General features: G+C 34.7%; 13 protein-coding genes and 3 tRNA genes. 4 read left to right on the top strand and 12 right to left on the bottom strand.

Going from position 1 to position 20,139, the window contains the following annotated elements; translation table 11 throughout:
* Positions 1-13 precede the first annotated feature (13 nt).
* Positions 14-1,723: a TonB-dependent receptor gene (locus tag ABR854_RS05185; protein WP_350264299.1), complete on the bottom strand. Its 1,710-nt coding sequence runs from the start codon at positions 1,721-1,723 to the stop codon at positions 14-16.
* A gap of 74 nt (positions 1,724-1,797) precedes the next feature.
* Positions 1,798-4,821, bottom strand: coding sequence for a tetratricopeptide repeat protein (locus ABR854_RS05180; RefSeq protein WP_350264298.1), 3,024 nt, complete (start codon positions 4,819-4,821; stop codon positions 1,798-1,800).
* A 167-nt stretch (positions 4,822-4,988) separates the two neighbouring features.
* Between ABR854_RS05180 and ABR854_RS05175 the strand changes: the two genes are divergently transcribed.
* The gene (locus tag ABR854_RS05175; protein WP_350264297.1) at positions 4,989-6,818 is read left to right on the top strand and encodes a M61 family metallopeptidase; all 1,830 of its coding nucleotides are present in this window, start codon (positions 4,989-4,991) and stop codon (positions 6,816-6,818) included.
* Positions 6,819-6,861: 43 nt separating this feature from the next.
* Here the strand turns inward: ABR854_RS05175 and ABR854_RS05170 are convergent, their stop codons facing one another.
* The gene (locus ABR854_RS05170) at positions 6,862-7,104 is read right to left on the bottom strand and encodes a hypothetical protein (RefSeq protein ID WP_350264296.1); all 243 of its coding nucleotides are present in this window, start codon (positions 7,102-7,104) and stop codon (positions 6,862-6,864) included.
* Between the two features lie 98 nt (positions 7,105-7,202).
* On the opposite strand from ABR854_RS05170, the gene ABR854_RS05165 reads away from it, so the two are divergent.
* Complete coding sequence (locus ABR854_RS05165) at positions 7,203-8,237, top strand: tetratricopeptide repeat protein (RefSeq protein WP_350264295.1); 1,035 nt, start codon at positions 7,203-7,205, stop codon at positions 8,235-8,237.
* On the opposite strand, the gene menD is transcribed toward ABR854_RS05165, so the two are convergent.
* The 7 genes from menD to ABR854_RS05130 all read right to left on the bottom strand — a co-directional run bounded on the left by menD (position 8,217) and on the right by ABR854_RS05130 (position 14,389).
* Positions 8,217-9,938: a 2-succinyl-5-enolpyruvyl-6-hydroxy-3-cyclohexene-1-carboxylic-acid synthase gene (gene menD / locus ABR854_RS05160; RefSeq protein ID WP_350264294.1), complete on the bottom strand. Its 1,722-nt coding sequence runs from the start codon at positions 9,936-9,938 to the stop codon at positions 8,217-8,219. The two genes, ABR854_RS05165 and menD, sit on opposite strands and share 21 nt — an antisense overlap.
* A 122-nt stretch (positions 9,939-10,060) precedes the next feature.
* Positions 10,061-10,924 carry a sigma-70 family RNA polymerase sigma factor gene (locus ABR854_RS05155; protein WP_015031001.1) on the bottom strand — a complete coding sequence of 288 codons (864 nt, stop codon included), beginning with the start codon at positions 10,922-10,924 and terminating at the stop codon, positions 10,061-10,063.
* 215 nt (positions 10,925-11,139) lie between these two features.
* On the bottom strand, positions 11,140-13,269 hold the full coding sequence (gene pnp, locus ABR854_RS05150) for a polyribonucleotide nucleotidyltransferase (RefSeq protein WP_350264293.1): 2,130 nt from the start codon (positions 13,267-13,269) through the stop codon (positions 11,140-11,142).
* Between the two features lie 152 nt (positions 13,270-13,421).
* Positions 13,422-13,697 (bottom strand): 30S ribosomal protein S15, encoded by a 276-nt coding sequence (gene rpsO, locus ABR854_RS05145; RefSeq protein ID WP_188765111.1) that lies wholly within the window; start codon positions 13,695-13,697, stop codon positions 13,422-13,424.
* A 272-nt stretch (positions 13,698-13,969) separates the two neighbouring features.
* Positions 13,970-14,053: transfer RNA gene (locus ABR854_RS05140), tRNA-Leu, on the bottom strand.
* Between the two features lie 107 nt (positions 14,054-14,160).
* A tRNA-Lys gene (locus ABR854_RS05135) sits at positions 14,161-14,233 on the bottom strand.
* Between the two features lie 83 nt (positions 14,234-14,316).
* Positions 14,317-14,389 (bottom strand) — tRNA-Lys (locus ABR854_RS05130).
* Between the two features lie 126 nt (positions 14,390-14,515).
* On the opposite strand from ABR854_RS05130, the gene ABR854_RS05125 reads away from it, so the two are divergent.
* Positions 14,516-15,253 (top strand): SH3 domain-containing protein, encoded by a 738-nt coding sequence (locus tag ABR854_RS05125; protein WP_350264292.1) that lies wholly within the window; start codon positions 14,516-14,518, stop codon positions 15,251-15,253.
* Positions 15,254-15,294: 41 nt separating this feature from the next.
* On the opposite strand, the gene ABR854_RS05120 is transcribed toward ABR854_RS05125, so the two are convergent.
* Both ABR854_RS05120 and ABR854_RS05115 read right to left on the bottom strand, forming a co-directional pair.
* On the bottom strand, positions 15,295-16,125 hold the full coding sequence (locus ABR854_RS05120; protein WP_350264291.1) for an SDR family oxidoreductase: 831 nt from the start codon (positions 16,123-16,125) through the stop codon (positions 15,295-15,297).
* Positions 16,126-16,249: 124 nt separating this feature from the next.
* Positions 16,250-18,451, bottom strand: coding sequence for a T9SS type B sorting domain-containing protein (locus tag ABR854_RS05115; protein ID WP_350264290.1), 2,202 nt, complete (start codon positions 18,449-18,451; stop codon positions 16,250-16,252).
* Between the two features lie 178 nt (positions 18,452-18,629).
* Between ABR854_RS05115 and rlmD the strand changes: the two genes are divergently transcribed.
* A complete protein-coding gene (gene rlmD, locus ABR854_RS05110; protein WP_350264289.1) occupies positions 18,630-20,045 on the top strand; it encodes a 23S rRNA (uracil(1939)-C(5))-methyltransferase RlmD in 1,416 nt (471 codons plus the stop codon).
* Positions 20,046-20,139: the final 94 nt, after the last annotated feature.

The following is a 20,139-nucleotide window of genomic DNA, read 5'->3' as shown; positions in this document are numbered from 1 at the left end:
TTGTAATGCTAAGTTAAAACGAAAAATTGACTCCTACAAGAAAATTCAAACCTTGTTGCGGATAATAGAGATAGCGTTCGTATTTCTTCCCTAAAATGTTATTCAATTTAACAAAAGCGGTGAATTGCTTCCCGAACAGATAATCAAACTCGGCATTCATATCAAAAATCGCTTTGTTGGTCACGAGTGCATTTGTAGTCGGATTTTTAGCAAAAGTTTTTCCGATGTAAGCCAAATCTAAATTTGCGATGAGCCTATCCGAAACGATTAAAGTATTTCCCCACTTAACAGTAAGGAGTGGACGATGGAATGGTTTTTCGTAGGCTCTTCTTTGATAATGATTGATTTCAGTGCGAAGATATGTACGCCAGATCTGAGCTGGTTGGTAATTTAATTGCACATTAACATTCAGATATTGCGTTTTTAGACTATCGTACAAAACAGTAAATTTTGCAGTATCAGCCAAAATTTCGTTGGCTTTTGGAGCATAATTATTGAAATAATACAAGTTTTTGTAATATCCCATTGAGCCTCTAAAATTAAAACTTAGCCCCGAAACAATGTCGCCTTTACCACCGACGTAGTACTCTTGCAGTTTTTCAGTATTTAATAATTGAGTTTGAGGTTTTAAGTATGGGTTTTCTGTCAAGAAACTACCCAGTGTATTACGAATAATATCGCCATCATAACCTGCAAAAACGTAAATTAAACTTGGGAATTTATAGGTAAGTTCAACCGTTGGATATCCTTTTGTACGATTGATTTTCTTGACTTCATCAAATTCATTGACCGCTTTATAACCGAAACTTGCTCCAAAACGATTGAGATTGACTTTGAAAGATGGCTCAACTCTGAACAAATTTCTTTTATCAACTTCCCCGTCACTGCGTTGAGCCATATTGGCATCTGCATCTACGACAGCAATAAATTTATCTTCGATAATCGGGAAATAAGCATTGAAAGTGGTTGTCCAATCGGTTTCTTGAGCAGCGTAGTTGTCTTTTAACGAACGAATATTTGTTTTCAGAGCATAATCGACTCTTGGATTTGGAGCAATGTTTTCAAAACCAACATTGAAGTTTAATGTGTTCAGAATCTGACGTATTTCTTTACGGTCAAACTCAACTCTTGGACGCTTGTATCCATAAAAATAATATTGGTCACGATTGTAGGAAAGGCCGCCATTAATTTGAAATTTCTCAGCCAAATATTTTCCTGTCAACTCAGCTTTGTCATACATATTTGCAGAGTTTTTATCATCGACAGGGCCACGACTTGTTGAGTTGTGCATGGCATGAACCCCAAAAATCATTTTACTATCTTGAGCAGAATTGACATACAATTCTCCAAAAATTCTTCCAAAATTACCAGCTCCGAGACTTACATAATTATTGTATTTTTCTTGCTCTTCTTTCTTTTTTCCTCCATCGGGAGAAACCACAGTTGGATTAAATTTAACCTCTTCTATTCCCTTTAACTTACGGTCGAAGAAAGAATATTTCATCTGACGGTCTTCAGGATTTTGTTTTATGGGAGGAATTTTTTCAAAGACACGATTGGCTGGTGGAAGCTCCACTTTACGGTCTTTTGTGATTACGATGTCATCATCTAATTGTGCAAAAACACTTGTACTTTTTATTAAAACTACGCCAAAAATTGACATAATTCTAAAAACCATAAAATTATTGAGCGGTAACGAGTTATTAATTTTGAGAAAATTCATGTTTTTAAGTTTTTTTTAAGTTTACCCACTTAACTTATTGATTATGAGACTTTAAGAAAAAGACAACTAACAGCTTAATCTTTGTTTTCGATTTCTTTTAGTTTCTTCTTAGCAGCATCGATAGTATCGGGAGTATCCGAATTTTCAATGACTGATTTAAGCGTTGCTTTAGCCATAAAATAATCGTCCAAACCAATATAATTTTCCGTAATAAGCAAGAAACTTTTCTCATACCAATACACAAATTCTGAGAAATCTTGGGCTAATTCTTGTAAAGTTTTTATCGACTCTTTATATTTTCTCGATTTATACTGCATTTCACCGATGAAGTATTTTGCCTCCGCTCCATTGTTATCTTTGGCCATTGCAATCGTTTTCTTAAATTCTTCTTCGGCTTTTTGATAATCAGCTTTTTGCATATACGCTTTTCCGAGTTGAAGTTGGGCTTTGTTAGTGGCTCCCATAACAATGCTTCCGCCATTATTGATAATTTCACGACAGAATACCATTACAGAGTCTTGATTACCCGTTGTATAATATGAATCCGCTAAACCTTGCCATGCCGTCACAATATCTCTTTTGTTCTGAGAAGTGACTAATACAGTTTTATAATTTGTAATTGCATTTCGGTAGCTTTTATTTGATACTTCGATAGCCGCTGCTCTTAACGCAGATTTAGTAACAAAGGTTGTACGGTTATCGGCAATGACTTGACTATAAAACTTCAAAGCATTTGGTTTATCATTTGAAATATAATATGAATCAGCAATGTAATATTTTGCTTCAAAGCTATTGGTACTATTTGGGTAGTTCCTGATGTATTTTTGAAGTGCGGCAATCGCTTTATCGTATTTTTCATTCAAATAAAGGTTTTTAGCCGACTCATATTCCAAGTTTTCAACTGAACCGTTGGCTGGGTTTACTTTTTTGTATTCATCAACTACCGTAGAAAAATCTTCTGGACGACCAACAGAATTTAGGCTTTCTTGTAAACCCAATAAAGCATTATCAGCTTCATCTGAACTTCCGTAGCGTTGTAAAATAACCTTATAATCAATAATTGCAGCTTCAAAGTTTTTCATATTTGAATACGCCAAGGCTCTTTTTGCTAAAGCTTTAGGCATTAAAGCACTTTTCGGACGGTCACGAACCATTTTACTCAAAATCGTAATAGCACTTTGGTTATTTCCTTTGTCAAGTTCTAAAGCACCACTTTGATAAAGAGCATCGTCAACTAAACGAGAATTTGGATATTGTGCAGAAAGTCTATCAAAAAGTTGTTGAGCTTCTTGATTTTTGCCCAAAAAGGTTAATGTAAGTGCCTTTTGGTACATCGCATAATCTTTCTCGGTTTTGTTTTCTTTGATTGCTTGGTCATAATACGTGATGGCATCATTATAATTTTTGGTTGCCAAATAACAATCTCCGATTCTTACCAATGCATCTTCAAAATTTTGTCGACTGCTTTCATCACGTTTTCCTTTCAAAAACTCTTTGAAATAATTACTCGCTTGTTTATAGTCTTTATTATTGTAATTTAAGTAAGCCAAGCCATAGCGACTCTTTTGTCTGAGAACTTCATTTGAACCATTGATAACATCTTTATACAAAGCCTCAGCTTCAGGAGATTTTACAGCATAAGCAGCTTCAGCTTTCCAAAACTGTGCGTTATTCTTTAGTTCACCATCAATTGATTGCGACAATGATTTATCAAAATACTGAATGGCTCGGGTATATCGCTCTGCATTAAAATCTAATACTCCTTGATTGTAGCATAGGCGTTGGTATGCCAAGTTGATTTTGCTAGTACGTTTCTTTAAGCCTTCTATGTATGAAATTGCTTGTGAATAATTGTTTGAATCGAATAGAACATCGCTCAAAATTTCATTTACTTCATCTTCATATTTTCCGGTTGGATAATTTTTTAGATAATCTTGTAATTCATTTATTCCCTGCTGATTATTACCTAAGTCAATGGCAACTTTAGCATAATTGAATTGAGCTTCTTCTTTAATTACTTTATCAAAGTTAGCGGTTTTCGCACGGTCAAATGCTGCCAATGCCGCATTCAAATCATTGACTTTTAATGAAGAAATGCCTAAATAATAAGCCGCTTGTTGACCGATTTCTGTATTTTGAGCAGCAATTTTCTTGAAATTCTCTACGGCTTTATCAAAAACATTGGTTTTATATAAACTGTAAGCGTGTCGGAAGGTAACTTGATTTGAGACTGCTCCACGTTTAAAATTTCTGAATTTATCATAATATTTTGCCGCTTTCACAAAATCATCTTTGAAATAGCAAACCTCAGCCGTTACTAAACAAATATCATCTATTTTTTTTCCATTCGGTTTTTCAATGATTGGTTCGGTATAGGCCAAAAGCTCATCATTCTTCTTTTGGACATATAAAATATTAGCAATCCAATTCGGGATTTCTATTCTATAAGGATTCACATTTTCAACCCTCTTTAAATCAGTAAGTGCAGCATCATAATTTTCATTTTTGTAGTTAATCACGCCTGCGTAATAGGCAGAATGTGATTGATAATCAGAAGCAACTGCTTTTACCTCATTAAAAATTGGTAACGCACGCTGAAAATTATTAGTCTGATAATAAGATACCGCCAATTTATATTTCAGTTCGAGCGATTGTTGACTATCACTCGCATCAGAGGTGGCTTTTTCGAGATAGACGATAGCTTTGTTATAGTCTCCTTGGTCGTAAAAATATTTTCCTAAATCATTGTAGATAACTTTGGCTTTGGGGTGGTCGGAATGATTAACCACAAAACGTTCAATTTCAATATCGGCATCAATGGCTTTAGCATATAAACCCGATAACGCTGAATAGTATTCAGCGTTTGTCAAATTAAACTCATTTTCTTTGAGTGTTTTTTCTGTAAGCTGAATATAATGTTTGAACTCTTCACGAGAAGCAGTGTAAACTTTTTTCTGAAAAAGTTCAATTCCTTTGTTGTAGTGAGATTCGGGGTCGGTATATGCAAGCGTATTTTGCGAATGCGAAGAATAACTGACTTGCAATAATGTACCGACTAGCAAAGCGAGACGTCGCCCTGAAACAATAAATTTATTCATGGAATTAAGGATAGTATAACAAAAACCAAGTTAGGTAAAAATATTAAATCAAACAGGATGCCAATTTTATATTTGCGAGAAAAATGAAGTAATTTCATGCAAAAAACGATATTTTTATAAAAAAATTGTTTATCAAGTTTCAACAACAAACAAATCCTTAATTTTCGATGAAAAAAACACTTTTTAGGCAACTCCCACTTTTTCTATTACTGATTGGTATCAAATTTAGTTTTGCAAAAACTCCTGAAGAAACTACAATTCCAAAAACCAATATTGCTTATGAACTTGGTATGTCTGAACCTTGGACACACTATTTTGAAGTAAGCATGACTCTTAGCGATATTGAAAAAATTGAAGCTCTAAGCAAAAAAGATTATGTAGATTTCAAAATGCCAGTCTGGACTCCGGGTTCTTATTTGATTAGAGAATACGCAAAAAATGTAGAATCGGTAAAAGTCTCCGATGGCAAAAAAGATTTAAAGTTTGAAAAGATTAGTAAAAACACATGGCGAGTTTACGGTAAAAATTCAAAAATTATAATTAGCTATAAAGTATATTCTTTTGAGCTGAGCGTAAGAAATAGTTTTTTGGATGATTCTCACGGTTATCTGAACGGTGCGAGTATGTTCTTATATGTACCCGAATTGAAAATGTCGCCATCAGTTTTGACAATCAAACCATACAAAAACTGGAATACCATTTCGACTGGACTTAAACGAGTTTCTGATAAAGACTTCACTTACTTCTCACCAGATTTTGATATTTTGGTTGATAGCCCCATCGAAATTGGCACACATAAAGTTTTGAATTTCAAAGCTTTAGGAATTCCACACGCTATTGCCTTGTATAGTAATGCTCCACTTTTGGCAGATGAAAAATTGACGGTTGAAACATTCAAAAAAGTAACCGAAGCGGCGGCAAGTGTAGTTGGCGAACATCCATGTGAAGACTATACGTTTATTATTCATCAATTACCTGGCATCGGTGGCGGACTCGAACACCTAAATTCTACAACTTGTCAAACTTCGCCGAGTGCCTACATGAATGAAGGGACAATGAAAAATTCGATGAGTTTGATTGCTCATGAATATTTTCATCTTTGGAATGTAAAGCGTATTCGTCCGATAGCACTCGGACCATTCGATTATGAAAACGAAAATTACACACACATGCTTTGGGTTTCGGAAGGGATTACTTCTTTTTACGAAGACAATATTTTGTTACGTGCTGGAATTTATACCCCAGACGATTACATCAAACGTGAGCAAATTGCCATTAGCGGCATTGAAAATCAAGCGGGAAATGCAGTTCAACCAGTTGCAGAAGCAAGTTGGGATGCTTGGATAAAATATTATCGACCAAATGAAAACTCAAGAAATAGTACAATTTCTTATTACGATAAAGGTGGCGTATTAGGAGCTTTATTAAACGTTTATATTTTGGGAGAGACTAAAGGTCAAAAATCACTTGATGATGTATTTCGTTACTTGTGGAATGAATATTATAAAAAACAAAAAAGAGGATTTAAAGATGAAGAATTCCAGAAAGCATGTGAATTAATTGCAGGTAAAAACATGGATTCCTTCTTCAACAAATATGTTTGGAAAGCCGAACCAATTGATTACAATGAGTTCTATAAATATGTTGGAATGACTCTTACCAAAGAAATTGACACAAATACTCCATTTTTGGGAGTAACAATTGCAAACGGTAGAATCGCAAGTGTTCAACGAGGAACTTCTGCTTATGATGGAGGATTAAATGTAAATGATGAAATCTTGGAAATCAATGGTATGCGAACAATGAACCCAACAGCTGCAATTTCTGACAAAAAAGTTGGAGATAAAATTGCTGTAAAAGTAAAACGTTTCGGTCAAGAATTTACTTATGATGTTGTTCTAAAAGCCAATCCAGCGATTAAGTTTAAACTTGAAAAAGTACAAAACCCATCAGCAGAACAAGAAGCACTCTATAAGAAGTGGTTATTCATAAAATAATTTTTTCGAACAAAAAAGCTCGCATTTCTGCGAGCTTTTTTTGTTAATCTACTGAATCTAATATCAATTCAAAATCATCGGCCATCTCTTTAAATCTTGTCACCACTCTTTCCATAAAGGTATCACCAAGCATTTCTTCAATTTCATCTTCGCCCGACACATCATATTCACTAACTTTGTATGTCTGTTCGTACATACCTGCTTCAAACTTTATGATGAATTTATTGTTCCATACAAAGAGGGAAGCCTTACAAAAATTATTGGGAATCTCTTTTATAAATTTCATTTTCGAATAATTTGTTGATTGAAATGCAATGTTACGAAAGTATTTCCAATTCAAAAAACAAAACTTAAATATTTTATTATACAAACTATAAATTAATAATGAAAAATACTTTTAATACTTTTAGATTTTTTTATATTTTCCTACCTATTATTATGTTATATGGCTGTGGAAGAGCTAAAAAAGATACAGAATTGTTTTTTATACAAGGAAATGTGGCTTATAAGAAAGGAAACTATGAAGAGGCCATAAAGTTTTATACTGAAGCAATTGAAAAAACACCAAAATTTGCGGATGCGTATAATAACCGTGCAAGAGTAAAACTTGAATTAGACAATTTGGAAGGTGCAATACAAGATTTTGAGAAAGCAGTTTCGATTGATGATAAATTTTATATGGCAAAATTCAATTTAGCGGAAGCCTACTCAAATACGGATAAATTAGAAGAGTCATTAACGCTATTGAAACAAATTTCAAATCAATACAAAGATTCTTCATTCTATTATGTTACGCTCAGTAATGTACTTATTCAAAAAAATAACTTTGCGGAAGCTAATTCTAATCTCGCAGTTGCTTTAAAATTAAATCCAAAGAACGATAAAGCTTACACCAATTTAGGATACATACAATATACTGATAAAAATTATGATGCAGCAAAACAAAACTTTGAAAAAGCTATCAGCTTAAATGCAAAGCAAGATTTTGCACTTAATAACTTAAGTTTAATTTATGCCCAAAAAGAAAACTACGCAAAAGCACTCGAAACCGTAGAAAAAGCGATTGAAATAAACAAAAATGAAATCTACCAAAATAACAAAGCTTATTATTTATTAAATTTAGGTAAACTCGAAGAAGGAAAAAAACTATTGGATTTGGTTCTTGAAAAAAATAAAAATAGTGCTTGGGCTTTCAGAAATCTCGGAGTGTATTTTCTGAAAACTAATGATTTATCGAGTGCTAATGAAAACTTTTTGAAATCGGATAAAATTGACCCGACTGTCGAATTATTGAATTACTACTTGGGCTTAACACAACAAAGCCTCGGAAATAAATCCAAGGCTTGTGAATATTGGTCAATTGGTCAGAAACTTAATGAAGTTAAGTCGATTGAAATGTTAAGCAAAGTCTGCAAATAATTTTTTGTATTCAGCAAAGACTTGAACATTTCGAGAACCATCCACTTCCACTTCAATCACAACTGGTCGGTTCGTTTTTTGGTGAAGCAAGTTTAACGCATTTTCGAGACTTGTTTCATCATTAACTTTAAAGTATTCCACATTATTTTCTTTACAAAAATACTCGGCCGAACTGTTTTGTTTGGTTTCAAAATATTCACCAACTTCTGGCTGTTTACTTGGGCCGTCGATTATCCTAAAAATATTTCCTCCGTGGTTATTTATTAAGATAACTCTCAGATTATCAGGTAGATACGAATTCCAAAAGGCATTTCTATCATAGAAAAATGACATATCCCCTATCAAACAAGTGACAATTTTATCAGTTTTTAATGCACTTCCAACAGCAGCACTTAGTGAACCATCAATGCCACTTGTACCTCGATTAGCAAAAACTTCTACATTTTTACCCTTTTCTAAGCCTATGAGATTTGAATATCGCACTACCATACTGTTAGCAACGTGAAATATCGAATTCTCAGGCAGTTTGTCAATCACATTTCTAATTGCTTTAAACTCACAATAATCTGTCTCATTCAAGAAACTATTCAGTTTTTGCTTTGCTTTTATACTTGCCTCATTCCAAAATTCAAAGTATTGACTATCGGCTTCTTCATCACCTTCTTTAAAACTCAAAAAGTCTAAATCTTCAAAAAGTTGCTTAAAAAAATATTCAGGTGAAACTTCAACTTTATGAGTCAGCGTTTGGAACGGGTCAATTAAATCTGGATTTTCTTGTATGTGAAAATGATACGTAGGTCGGTTGTTCCGAATAAATATCTTCAAGTTTTTAGAAATAACTGACTTCCCACAAGTTATCAGTAAGTTAGGTTTCAGCTTTCTTTTAAACTCTTCATTTTTAGAAGATAAAAATACATCCGCCAAAATTGGGTCAATATTATTTACATTTGAAATAACATCAGCAATTACAGGAACACCCAGCTCTTCGGAAAATTTCTGTAAAGTTTTATTCAATTCCGAACTTTGGCGATGCCCAACTATAATTAGTTTATTTTCGCAGCTTTGCCAAATTTCTTTGAAATCGTTCCAAAACTGATTCGATAGTTTTTTCTCTATCTGAGCATTAGCAATAATTCTCACATTTCTGTCAAAAGTAATTTCTTCCTCAGCTGTCGGATAAAAAGGTTCTCGAATCGGAACGTTAATATGGACTGGTCCTTTAGGATGTACTTGTGCGAGATTTAATGCTTCATTCAAAACCCTTTCAATTTGCCAAACAGCGTCCGCATTTGTATAATCAGCGGGTAATTCAAAACTCTTCTTTACATGTTTACCATAAATTTCCCTTTGAAAAATTGTCTGTCCATCATACTGATGAATCCATTCAGCAGGACGGTCAGCAGTAAGAACGATTAATGGAATTTCCTGAAAATATGCTTCTGCCACTGCTGGAGCGAAATTGTAAGCCGCAGTTCCTGACGTACAAACTAATGCAACACTTTCTCCAGTTACGTGAGCCATACCCATTCCAATAAATCCTGCTGAGCGTTCATCACTAATACTAAAAGTTTCAATATCAGGGTGGCGTACCATCGAAATAGTAAGAGCAGCACTACGAGAACCTGGACAAAGAATCGCTGTTTTTACATTTTTCTTTGAAAAAACTTCTGCAATATTATGAATCGGTTGTAAAATCGCCATTTCAAAAATTGGTTTTATGAAAAGAAACAAAAAAAGGCACGTTAAACGCACCTTTTTTAATATTATTTTGCATTTGAATTCATTGAATTATATTGTTAACATTCAATCATTCAAAATTAATTTTAACCTAAATAAGCTTTCAAAGCCTTACTTCTTGAAGTTTGACGTAAACGGCGAATCGCTTTTTCTTTAATTTGACGTACACGTTCACGAGTAAGATTAAACTTTTCACCAATTTCTTCGAGCGTCATAGCTTGTTCCCCATTCAAGCCGAAATAATATGTGATAACCTCCGCTTCACGTTGTGTCAAAGTTGACAATGCTCTCATAACTTCTCTACGAAGTGAGTCATCAATCAAGCCTTGGTCAGGTTTTACTTCGCTATCATTTTCGAGTACATCCAACAAACTGTTTTCTTCTCCTTGCACAAAAGGAGCATCAACCGATACATGGCGACCAGAAATTTTCAAGGTATCAATTACCTCAGCAGCTGTAATTTCCAAAACTTCGGCTAATTCTTCTGGTGATGGCTCTCTCTCAAATTTTTGCTCTAAATCAGAGAAAGTTTTTGAGATTTTATTTAATGAACCAACACGGTTTAATGGAAGACGAACAATACGTGACTGTTCGGCCAAAGCTTGTAAGATTGACTGACGAATCCACCAAACGGCATAGGAGATAAACTTAAAACCACGAGTTTCATCAAACCTTTGTGCGGCCTTAATCAAACCTAAGTTCCCCTCATTAATTAAATCGCCCAAAGACAAACCTTGATTTTGATATTGTTTCGCTACCGAAACCACAAAACGTAAGTTTGCTTTTGTCAAACGCTCTAACGAGTATTGGTCTCCATCTCTAATTTTCTGTGCAAGAATAACTTCCTCATCGGGAGTTAGCAAATCTACTTTACCAATTTCTTGGAGGTACTTATCGAGAGATTGACTCTCACGATTGGTAATTTGCTTACTAATTTTTAGCTGACGCATATCTTATTTTTAACGGGCAGTTGCCCAACAGATTTCTATTATAACGTAAAAAACTTAAATACCTTGACTTATAGAACAAATAAAATTTGTTAAATGTTCATCTTTGGATGGTTACTCGTTATTGGGAAATTAGTTACTGGTTATTGTATAAAACTTTCTTACTAAAAACTTTTTACTAATACCAGTAACAAATAACTAATTAACCAATATCCAAATTACTTTTTCTCTGGTCTTGGTAAAAGGGCTTTTCTTGACAAACGGAATTTTCCAGTTTTCGGGTCAACTTCAAGTAATTTTACTTGTAATTCTTCACCGATTTCTAAAACACCATCCATACTTGGTAATCTTTCCCACGAGATTTCAGAAATATGAAGCAAACCTTCTTTTCCTGGCATAAACTCTACGAAAGCTCCGAATGGTTGAATTGATTTTACTTTTGCATCGTAAACTTCGCCCACTTCTGGTGTAGCTACAATACCGTAAACTCTCTTCTTAGCTTTGTCCATGCTCTCACCATTTGATGAGAAAATAGATACATAACCTTTTCCATCTTTTTCTTCGATAGTGATGGTTGCACCAGATTCACGTTGAATCTCTTGAACAATCTTACCACCTGGTCCGATTACAGCTCCAATAAATTCTTTATCAATAACGATAGTAAAGGCACGTGGAGTATGAGGTTTCAATTCTGGTCGAGACACAGCGATTGATTCTTTCATTTTTCCAAGAATGTGGATACGTCCTTGTTTTGCTTGCATCAATGCTTGCTCTAAAACTTCAAACGATAAGCCACCAATTTTAATATCCATTTGGCAAGCAGTAATACCATCTTCAGTACCAGTTACTTTAAAGTCCATGTCACCTAAATGGTCTTCATCGCCTAAGATGTCAGATAAAACCGCCCACTTTCCAGTAGCATTGTCGGTAATTAAACCCATAGCAATACCTGAAATTGGAGCTTTAATTGGCACACCTGCATCCATCAAAGCTAAACATCCTGCACAAACAGTTGCCATTGATGACGAGCCATTCGACTCAAGAATATCAGAAACCACACGAATTGTATATGGATTTTCAGAATCTGGCGGAAGAATTTTCTTCAACGAACGTTGAGCTAAATTTCCATGTCCAATCTCACGACGACCTGCTCCACGATTAGGCTTGATTTCTCCAGTAGAGAAGCCAGGGAAATTATAGTGCAAGAAAAACTTACTGTATCCAGAAAGCATTACTTGGTCAACAATCATTTCATCAAGTTTAGTACCAAGCGTTGCAGTTGTCAATGATTGGGTTTCACCTCTTGTAAACAATGCTGCACCATGAGCTGAGGGCAAGAAATCTACTTCGCAAACAATCTGACGAATCTCGTCAAGTTTACGACCATCAAGTCTTGTACGCTCATCTAGAACCATGTTTCTTGACGCATAATATTGAATATCGCCAAAATATGGTTTGATAAATTGCTTTTTGGCAGCCAACTCTTCTTCAGAAAGCGAAGCAATAAATTCATCAAGGATTGCTCCGAATTTTTCTTTTCTTACTTCTTTCTTATTATTTCCTTCTAAACAAACCGCATAAACTTTATCATAAAGTTCTTTATTCATGCGTTCACGTAGCTCTTCATCATGTGTCTCATGATTGTAAACACGCTTTTCTGTTTTTCCAACGGCAATACCAAATTCTTTTTGAGCATTTACTTGTACTATGATGGCTTCATGAGCAATCTTAATTGCTTCAATCATTTCCTCTTCTGTACAAAGGTCTGCCTCACCCTCAACCATGATGATATTATCAACTGTTCCCGCAACGATTAAGTCTAAAGAAGCAGATTTTATTTCAGTTGAAGTTGGGTTTACAACGTAGTTACCATTTACTTTTGCTACACGTACTTCTGAAATTGGGCCATTGAATGGAATATCAGAAACCGCAATTGCAGCTGATGCAGCTAATGCAGCAAGAGCATCTGGTTGAATTTCAGCATCGGCCGAAATTAAAGTAACGATAACCTGAACTTCTGCATGATAATCTTCTGGGAAGATTGGGCGTAAAGCACGGTCAATCAAACGACTGATTAGAATTTCATTGTCAGAAAGTCTTCCTTCACGACGTTGGAAGCTTCCAGGAATTTTTCCCGCTGAACCAAATTTTTCTTGATAATCAACTGATAAAGGTAAGAAGTCAGTTCCTTCTTTGTGTTCTTGAGCAGCTACAACAGTTGCTAAAAGCATTGCGTTGCCGCTTCTCACCACTACTGAACCATCGGCTTGTCTTGCAAGTTTTCCTGTTTCAAGGGTAATCACTTTGCCATCGGGCATTTCGATGGTCTTAGTGTGAATGTTAAACATTTTTTAGTTTAAGATTAAAGCCACGTATCCGCTTTCGACGTGGTAGTTTGTTATCCGAATTCCGCGGGGATAAAATTGAATATTATTGAAGGTCTTTTTTTCAAATAAAAAAATCAGGGAATGCCCAAAAGAGAATTCCCTGAAATGTATTATTACTTACGAATTCCTAATTCGGCAATAATTGCTCTGTAACGAGTGATATCTGTTTTGTACAAATAATCGAGCAATCTACGACGCTTACCTACCAATTTCAACAAACCCGCTCTTGTAGAGTAATCATGTTTGTGAGATTTCAAGTGTTCTGTAAGGTGAGCAATACGAAAAGTAAATAATGCAATTTGCGACTCGGCAGAACCAGTATCAGTCGCTTTTTTTTGGAAGCCTTTTGCAGCAAAGATTTCTTCCTTTTTTTCCGTAGTTAAATACATTTGATGTTAACTTAGATTAATAAATATGAAAAACAACTGCAAAGGTAAGAATTTATTTTCAATAAATAATGAAAATAAAGAACAAAGATTAGAGTAAATGACGAATTATTCAATTGACGAATGGCGAACAACAATATGAATGAAGAATCACCCGTTTTTTATTAATTTAAACCAAAATTTGAACAACAAAAAAGCCTTTCTCAATCGGAAAGGCTTTTCAAATAACAAATGTTCAACTTAAACTTAAAAATTTTTCAAGTATGAACTTGATGTGACGAAGAAGAGATTCGAACTCTCACAGGCTTTCGCCCACTACCACCTCAAAGTAGCGTGTCTACCAATTTCACCACCTCGCCATTGATAGATTTATTTTCTATTGCAAAACTAAATAAGGTCAAAGATTTTTCCAAATTTTTATTCTGCTTTGTACTTTAAAAATAAAAGCCTCTGTTGGAGGCTTCTGTGATCCCGCTGGGATTCGAACCCAGGACCCATACATTAAAAGTGTATTGCTCTACCAGCTGAGCTACGGAATCTTCAAACTTTTGGAATTAACCTCTGTTTGTATATATTTGATGTGTCCTCTGACACGAAGAAGAACTATCACTGATAGCCCTTGTGATCCCGCTGGGATTCGAACCCAGGACCCATACATTAAAAGTGTATTGCTCTACCAGCTGAGCTACGGAATCATTATTTTTTCGACTTAAATATTAAACAATTAAACAGATTTGAAAGTAGAATAATTTGTACTAACTTTGCTTTTCTGTGCCGTTGTTCTTAAATCATGGTGCAAAATTAGTACTTTTAACAATACGATGCAAACAAACTTTTTGAAATTTCTGAAAATATTTTTTACTTTTTTTTTAATAATCCTTCAAGTACTTGATAGTCAAGGACAAACGTCTCTAAATAAAAAAGCAGATTCTTTATTTATTCAGAAAAAATTTGATGAAGCCCGCTCAATTTATGAAAAAGTTTTAGAAAATTCGGAAAATATCAATCCCAAAATTTATTTGAAACTCGCTAATATTTCGGAATCGAAGGGAGAATTTGTGAAAGAGTTATATTACCTCAATCTATATTTTTTTAAACAGCCCAACGAAAAGGTTTTTGAAAAAATGTACGTGGTAGCAACCGAAAACGGTTTTAAGGGTTACGAAAAAAATGATTTGAACTATTTTCTGTTCTATTACCGACAATATTCAAATTATGTTTGGGCGGGTTTCTTGCTTTTAGGGATTTATATTTTCACCGTGCTGATACTGAAGAAAAAAAATAAACAGTTCTCCCCTATCAAACATAAGATTATATTTTTCATCTATCTAATCTTCTTAGCAAGCTTAATAAATCTACCTAATAACTATAAATCTGTAATTATAAAAAATGAGAAGGTTTATCTCAGAGATTACCCTTCGGCAGCTTCACAAATTGTAGGAAGTATTAGTGAAGGGAACAGATTAAATGTTATAAAAACAGACGATATTTGGTACCAAGTTTTATGGGAAGGGAATTTCTGTTATTTAAAAGAAAGTGATATTTGGGTGGTGAAATAAAAAAGTCCATCTATGATTGTAGATGGACTTTTTTTAACAAATCAATGAATTTCACTGATTTGTTTTAATGGTGAATTCTTTTCTTTGGATAGTGTCGTATATACTAATTTATCGACCCATCGAGGGAACCATTTATTGAGCCAAACGGTGAGCTTCCCTTCATTCGTCAAAATAATCGAGCGTTTTCTTTTCTTAATTGCCTTTACGATGTGCATAGCACATTCTTCCGATGACATCATTTTTTGTTCGTCACGCACGGTTTCCTGACTCACCTCTCCGTGGGCGTCAATGGCTGCAAAACGAATATTCGATGAAGTAAACCCTGGACAAGCTGTAAGTACGTTTACACCTGTGTGTAGTAATTCAGTACGAATTGCTTCGAGGAAACCATTGACCGCAAATTTTGAAGCTGAATATCCGCTTCTTACTGGCAAGCCTCTAAAGCCTGCAATTGAGGAAATACCCACAATGGTACCTTTGGCTTTTTTTATGTAAGGCAAAGCTGCTTGTGTGAGATAAACTGTACCAAAAAAATTAATGTCCATTACCTTACGAATGGTAGCATCAATATCAGCATCCTCAAACATTGAACGCATCGTGATACCTGCATTATTTATTACGATGTCAATGCGACCGTAATGATAAATTGCTTCGGCAACAATACGTTTATTATCGTACTCTAAACTTGAATCGGCCACAATATAATGGTTTTCGATTCCTTGGATTGAAAGTTCGTGACTGGTTTGTTCTAAATTGTCGAGATTTCGACCAGTAATAATCAACTTACAACGCTCTTTACCAAGCTCAAAGGCAAGAGCCTTACCAATACCTGACGAACCACCCGTAATGATTACAACTTTATCTGTTAGCATGGAAAAAAATATTTAAAAAAATAAATTATTACCAATATCTGGTACAACTATATTTATATTAAAATGTTTTTTTTCGTAAAAATGTTCCCGATAAAAATTAAAATCGAGAAGCTCGAAATTAAAATCACCTTACCAAATGAATGATTCCTTTATAAACTTGGTCGGAAAAAGTAAGGGCATAAAAATAATCACCTGCTGAAGCATTTTCGCCTGTCCATTTAAAGTCTCGTTCGGTGGTCTGAAAAACCGAATTTCCCCAACGATTCATCACCTCAAACTTTTTAAATTGCCTTTTACAATTATCCTCTGCAATAGCACCCAAAGTAAAATAATCATTTTTACCATCTCCATTTGGAGTGAATGTATTGAATGGTGGAACAGGGTTATCAATGACTACATTATCTTTCAAGATAAGTTTAACACTTACTGAATCTTGTAACTGCAAACAATTATTGTCTTTTGTCGTAAAATTAACGATGAACTCTCTTGATTCTTTGCCGCCAAGCATAAAGCAAGTTGGCTTCCATGTAAATACACTACTCACTTTCCCTTTTCCTTCTTTATTTTCAAATGCCATTAAGACATTCTTAAAATCGAATCCACTTGGTACTCCCGTAAGTGTAAGTTGTTCATTATCAATATCCTGTGAATTAACGTTAAAAGTTAGTTCATTATTAATATTTGGATTCAAAATAAGTTCGGCAGTGTTATTTGTGAGAGTTGTAAGTACGGTTGGAGAATTATTTTGCTTTCCTTTTACTTCCACGGGTACAGAATAAAGTGTTTGGGTACTTACACCACAACGCTGGTCACGCACCACAAAGTCTAATAACATTTGCTTTTGTTTGAGAGCTTCGCAGTTAGGTATAAATTGTAAAATAGAATTGACAGTTCCTTGACCTTGTTTAGATGGAAAACTAAAACCGTAGCTTCCAAAATTAAAATTTCGACCATTGCCGGTCAAAGCTAGGGTATCATTATCGATATCATTTCCAAAAACTGTAAATTTAAGTGTGTCTCCATAAGTCACAACAGGGTTTGCGAGCAATGAGGTTGTAATAGTCGGTCGAGTATTTTGGTTTTCTTCAAATTGAATTTTCATTCGATAGGCCCTATTTTGAGGGACAGGACAACCATTATCACTGATATTAATAAAAAACTCAGCTGGAACGTTATTTCTCGTCACAATACACTCCTCTAAACAAAACGATGTTTTCAGCGTATCTTTGCTCTTTATTTCAATGTTAGTACTTGACTGTAAAAGGATTTTTCGGGTATCAAAGTTAACTCCTCGTGCTGTAATTGTAACTTTCTGATTGATATCAGGATCAGTAAACAATACGTCAAAACATCTTTTTTCACCTTTTTTTAGGGTTATGATTTCTCCATCTTTAAAAAGTTTCTTTGAGTTTTGATTCGCAACCATTACCTGTGGCGGACTATTGAAAATACAATCAATTACTTTTAACTGAAAATCTCTTTTCATTCGTCCAATGCGTTTACCTTTACGAAATTCTTCCACCATTACCGAAAACACGTAAAGCCCCAGTTTATTTGGTTTCACATTCAAAACGCCAGTTTGAGCATCAATTCTTAATGGAATTTCGCCCGGAATCACATTATCCAGGCTAATTCCAGCAACCCAAGTTGCTTCACGGTAATTATTACTTGGAGAATTTGTGGGATTTGATTGTTGAGGTGACGAATTACCTATCCACGGCACAACTAAAGCATAAGACAAACTATCGCCATCAGCATCGGTAGCACTAAAATCCATTTCGAAATTTTGGTTCATACAGACATAATCCGCAATGATATCTCTAAAATGTGGCGTTGTGTTTACAGTAGTTACTGGTGCAAATTCGGTATAAAAAACCATTCCTACATTACTTGGATTTTGAATATTAGTAATAATAGTATTTCTACAACATCTTTCCCAAACAATCATGTATCCGTCAGGGTCAGAAAAATTTTCTGCCGATAAGTTTACAGAACTGCTGTATTTCATTAATAAAGTTGATAAATCGCCCTTTTGACATGAAGGATCAACATATTTGATAGGTTGGCGATAGACTTGTGGGCAAGTAACTTGCCCCATGCGAGCTAAATCACGTTTGCGGTAGATTTGTAGCGTGATTGATAAGTCTTCGGCTGCAGTACGCCCATTGATTGCATCAAAATATAGACTAAGTGTAACTTGGTGCGTACTGCTTCCAGCGACAGGACTTTTAAGGGGAACAACCTCAATCTCGCCACCAACTATGTGTGAAGCGAAACATATTGAAACTAAAAACTGAAAATAAACGAGTAGGTAAAATCTTTTCATAGCAAATAAGTTTCGAAGGGAGAAATTCAATTCAAGTGAATCAATTATATAGACGAAATTTCTTAGGCAAAGGTTGGATTTTGAACTTCAAGCTAAGTTAAATACTTTTGTGTTTTAAAACTAAAGAGAAAACGTAAATTATGCGATTTCTAAACAAAATGGTTAAGCAAATTAAATAATGGGAAAAGTAAAGACATTTGTCATAGAGTCAATTGTAGTTGAGAGCTTTGCAGCCGAAGGAAAATGTATTGCAAAACACAACGGTCAAGTAATATTTATTGAAGGAAGCAATGTTCATCCAGGCGATAAAGTAAAACTTTTTGTAAATAACAGAAAGAAAAACTACGCAGAAGCAAATGTACTTGAGATTTTAGAATATTCGAGTGAAAGGATTACTCCTTTTTGTAAGCATTTTGGTGTTTGTGGGGGCTGCAAATGGCAACACGTACCTTATGAAAAACAGCTTGATTTGAAGTTCACACAAGTAAGCGACCAATTGAAGAGAATCGGAAAACTTGATTTACCAGAAATCAATCCAATTTTGGGTTCGGCAAAAACGCAATTTTATAGAAATAAATTGGAATATACATTCTCGAATAGCAGATGGTTCACAAGAGACGAAATCAATACCGAAGAAGCCATGAGCAAAAATGCTTTGGGTTTCCACGTGCCGAAACGTTTTGAAAAAGTACTACCGATTGAAAAATGTTACCATCAAGCTGACCCATCAAATGACATTCGTCTCGCCTTGCGTGATTTTGCCGATGCCAATAATTATACATATTACGACCACATCGCTCATGAAGGTTTTCTGCGAAACGTCATGATTCGTACCTCAACTACTGGCGATTTGATGGTAATGGTGCAATTTGCACAAGATAACAAAGAAGACATTGAGGCAACAATGAATCATTTGCACACCAATTTCCCGCAAATTAGTTCATTAAACTATATTTTGAATCAAAAAAGAAACGATACTTTTTTTGATTTAGATGTACATACCTATCAAGGAAAACCATACATAGAAGAAAATATGGAAGGTTTGATTTTCAGAATTGGAGTAAAGTCATTCTATCAAACTAACTCCGAACAAGCTTATGAACTGTATAAAATTACAAGAGATTTGGCGGGTCTAACAGGTGAAGAACTGGTATATGATTTATATACAGGCACTGGCACTATTGCCAATTTTGTGGCGAAAAAGGCTAAAAAAGTAATCGGAATTGAATATGTGCCAGAAGCTATTGAAGATGCAAAAATAAACTCAGAGGTCAACGAATTGCATAACACAACCTTTTATGCTGGTGATATGCGTAAGTTTTTGACAAATGAATTTATTGCTCAACACGGTAAACCTGATGTTGTGATTACCGACCCTCCACGTGCAGGAATGGACGAACCTGTTGTAAGAACGCTCATGGAAGCAGCTCCAAAACGCATTGTTTATGTAAGTTGTAACCCAGCAACACAAGCCCGTGATTTGGCAATTTTAAGCGAAAAATATACAATTTCGGTAGTTCAGCCAGTGGATATGTTTCCGCATACACACCATGTTGAAAATGTGGTGAGATTGGATTTGAAGAATAATTTTTAAACAAAAAAATATAGATTAGAGATTGTTGATTGATAATATTTGATTTTTCTCATCAATCAACAATCTCTAATTTTGCAATCCTTAATCTATAATT

Origin of the sequence: Emticicia sp. W12TSBA100-4 (assembly GCF_040253585.1) — a bacterium.
Classification (GTDB): Bacteria; Bacteroidota; Bacteroidia; order Cytophagales; family Spirosomataceae; genus Emticicia.
The sequence above is the reverse complement of the archived record's forward strand: the minus strand, read 5'-3'. Positions and strand labels throughout refer to the sequence as shown.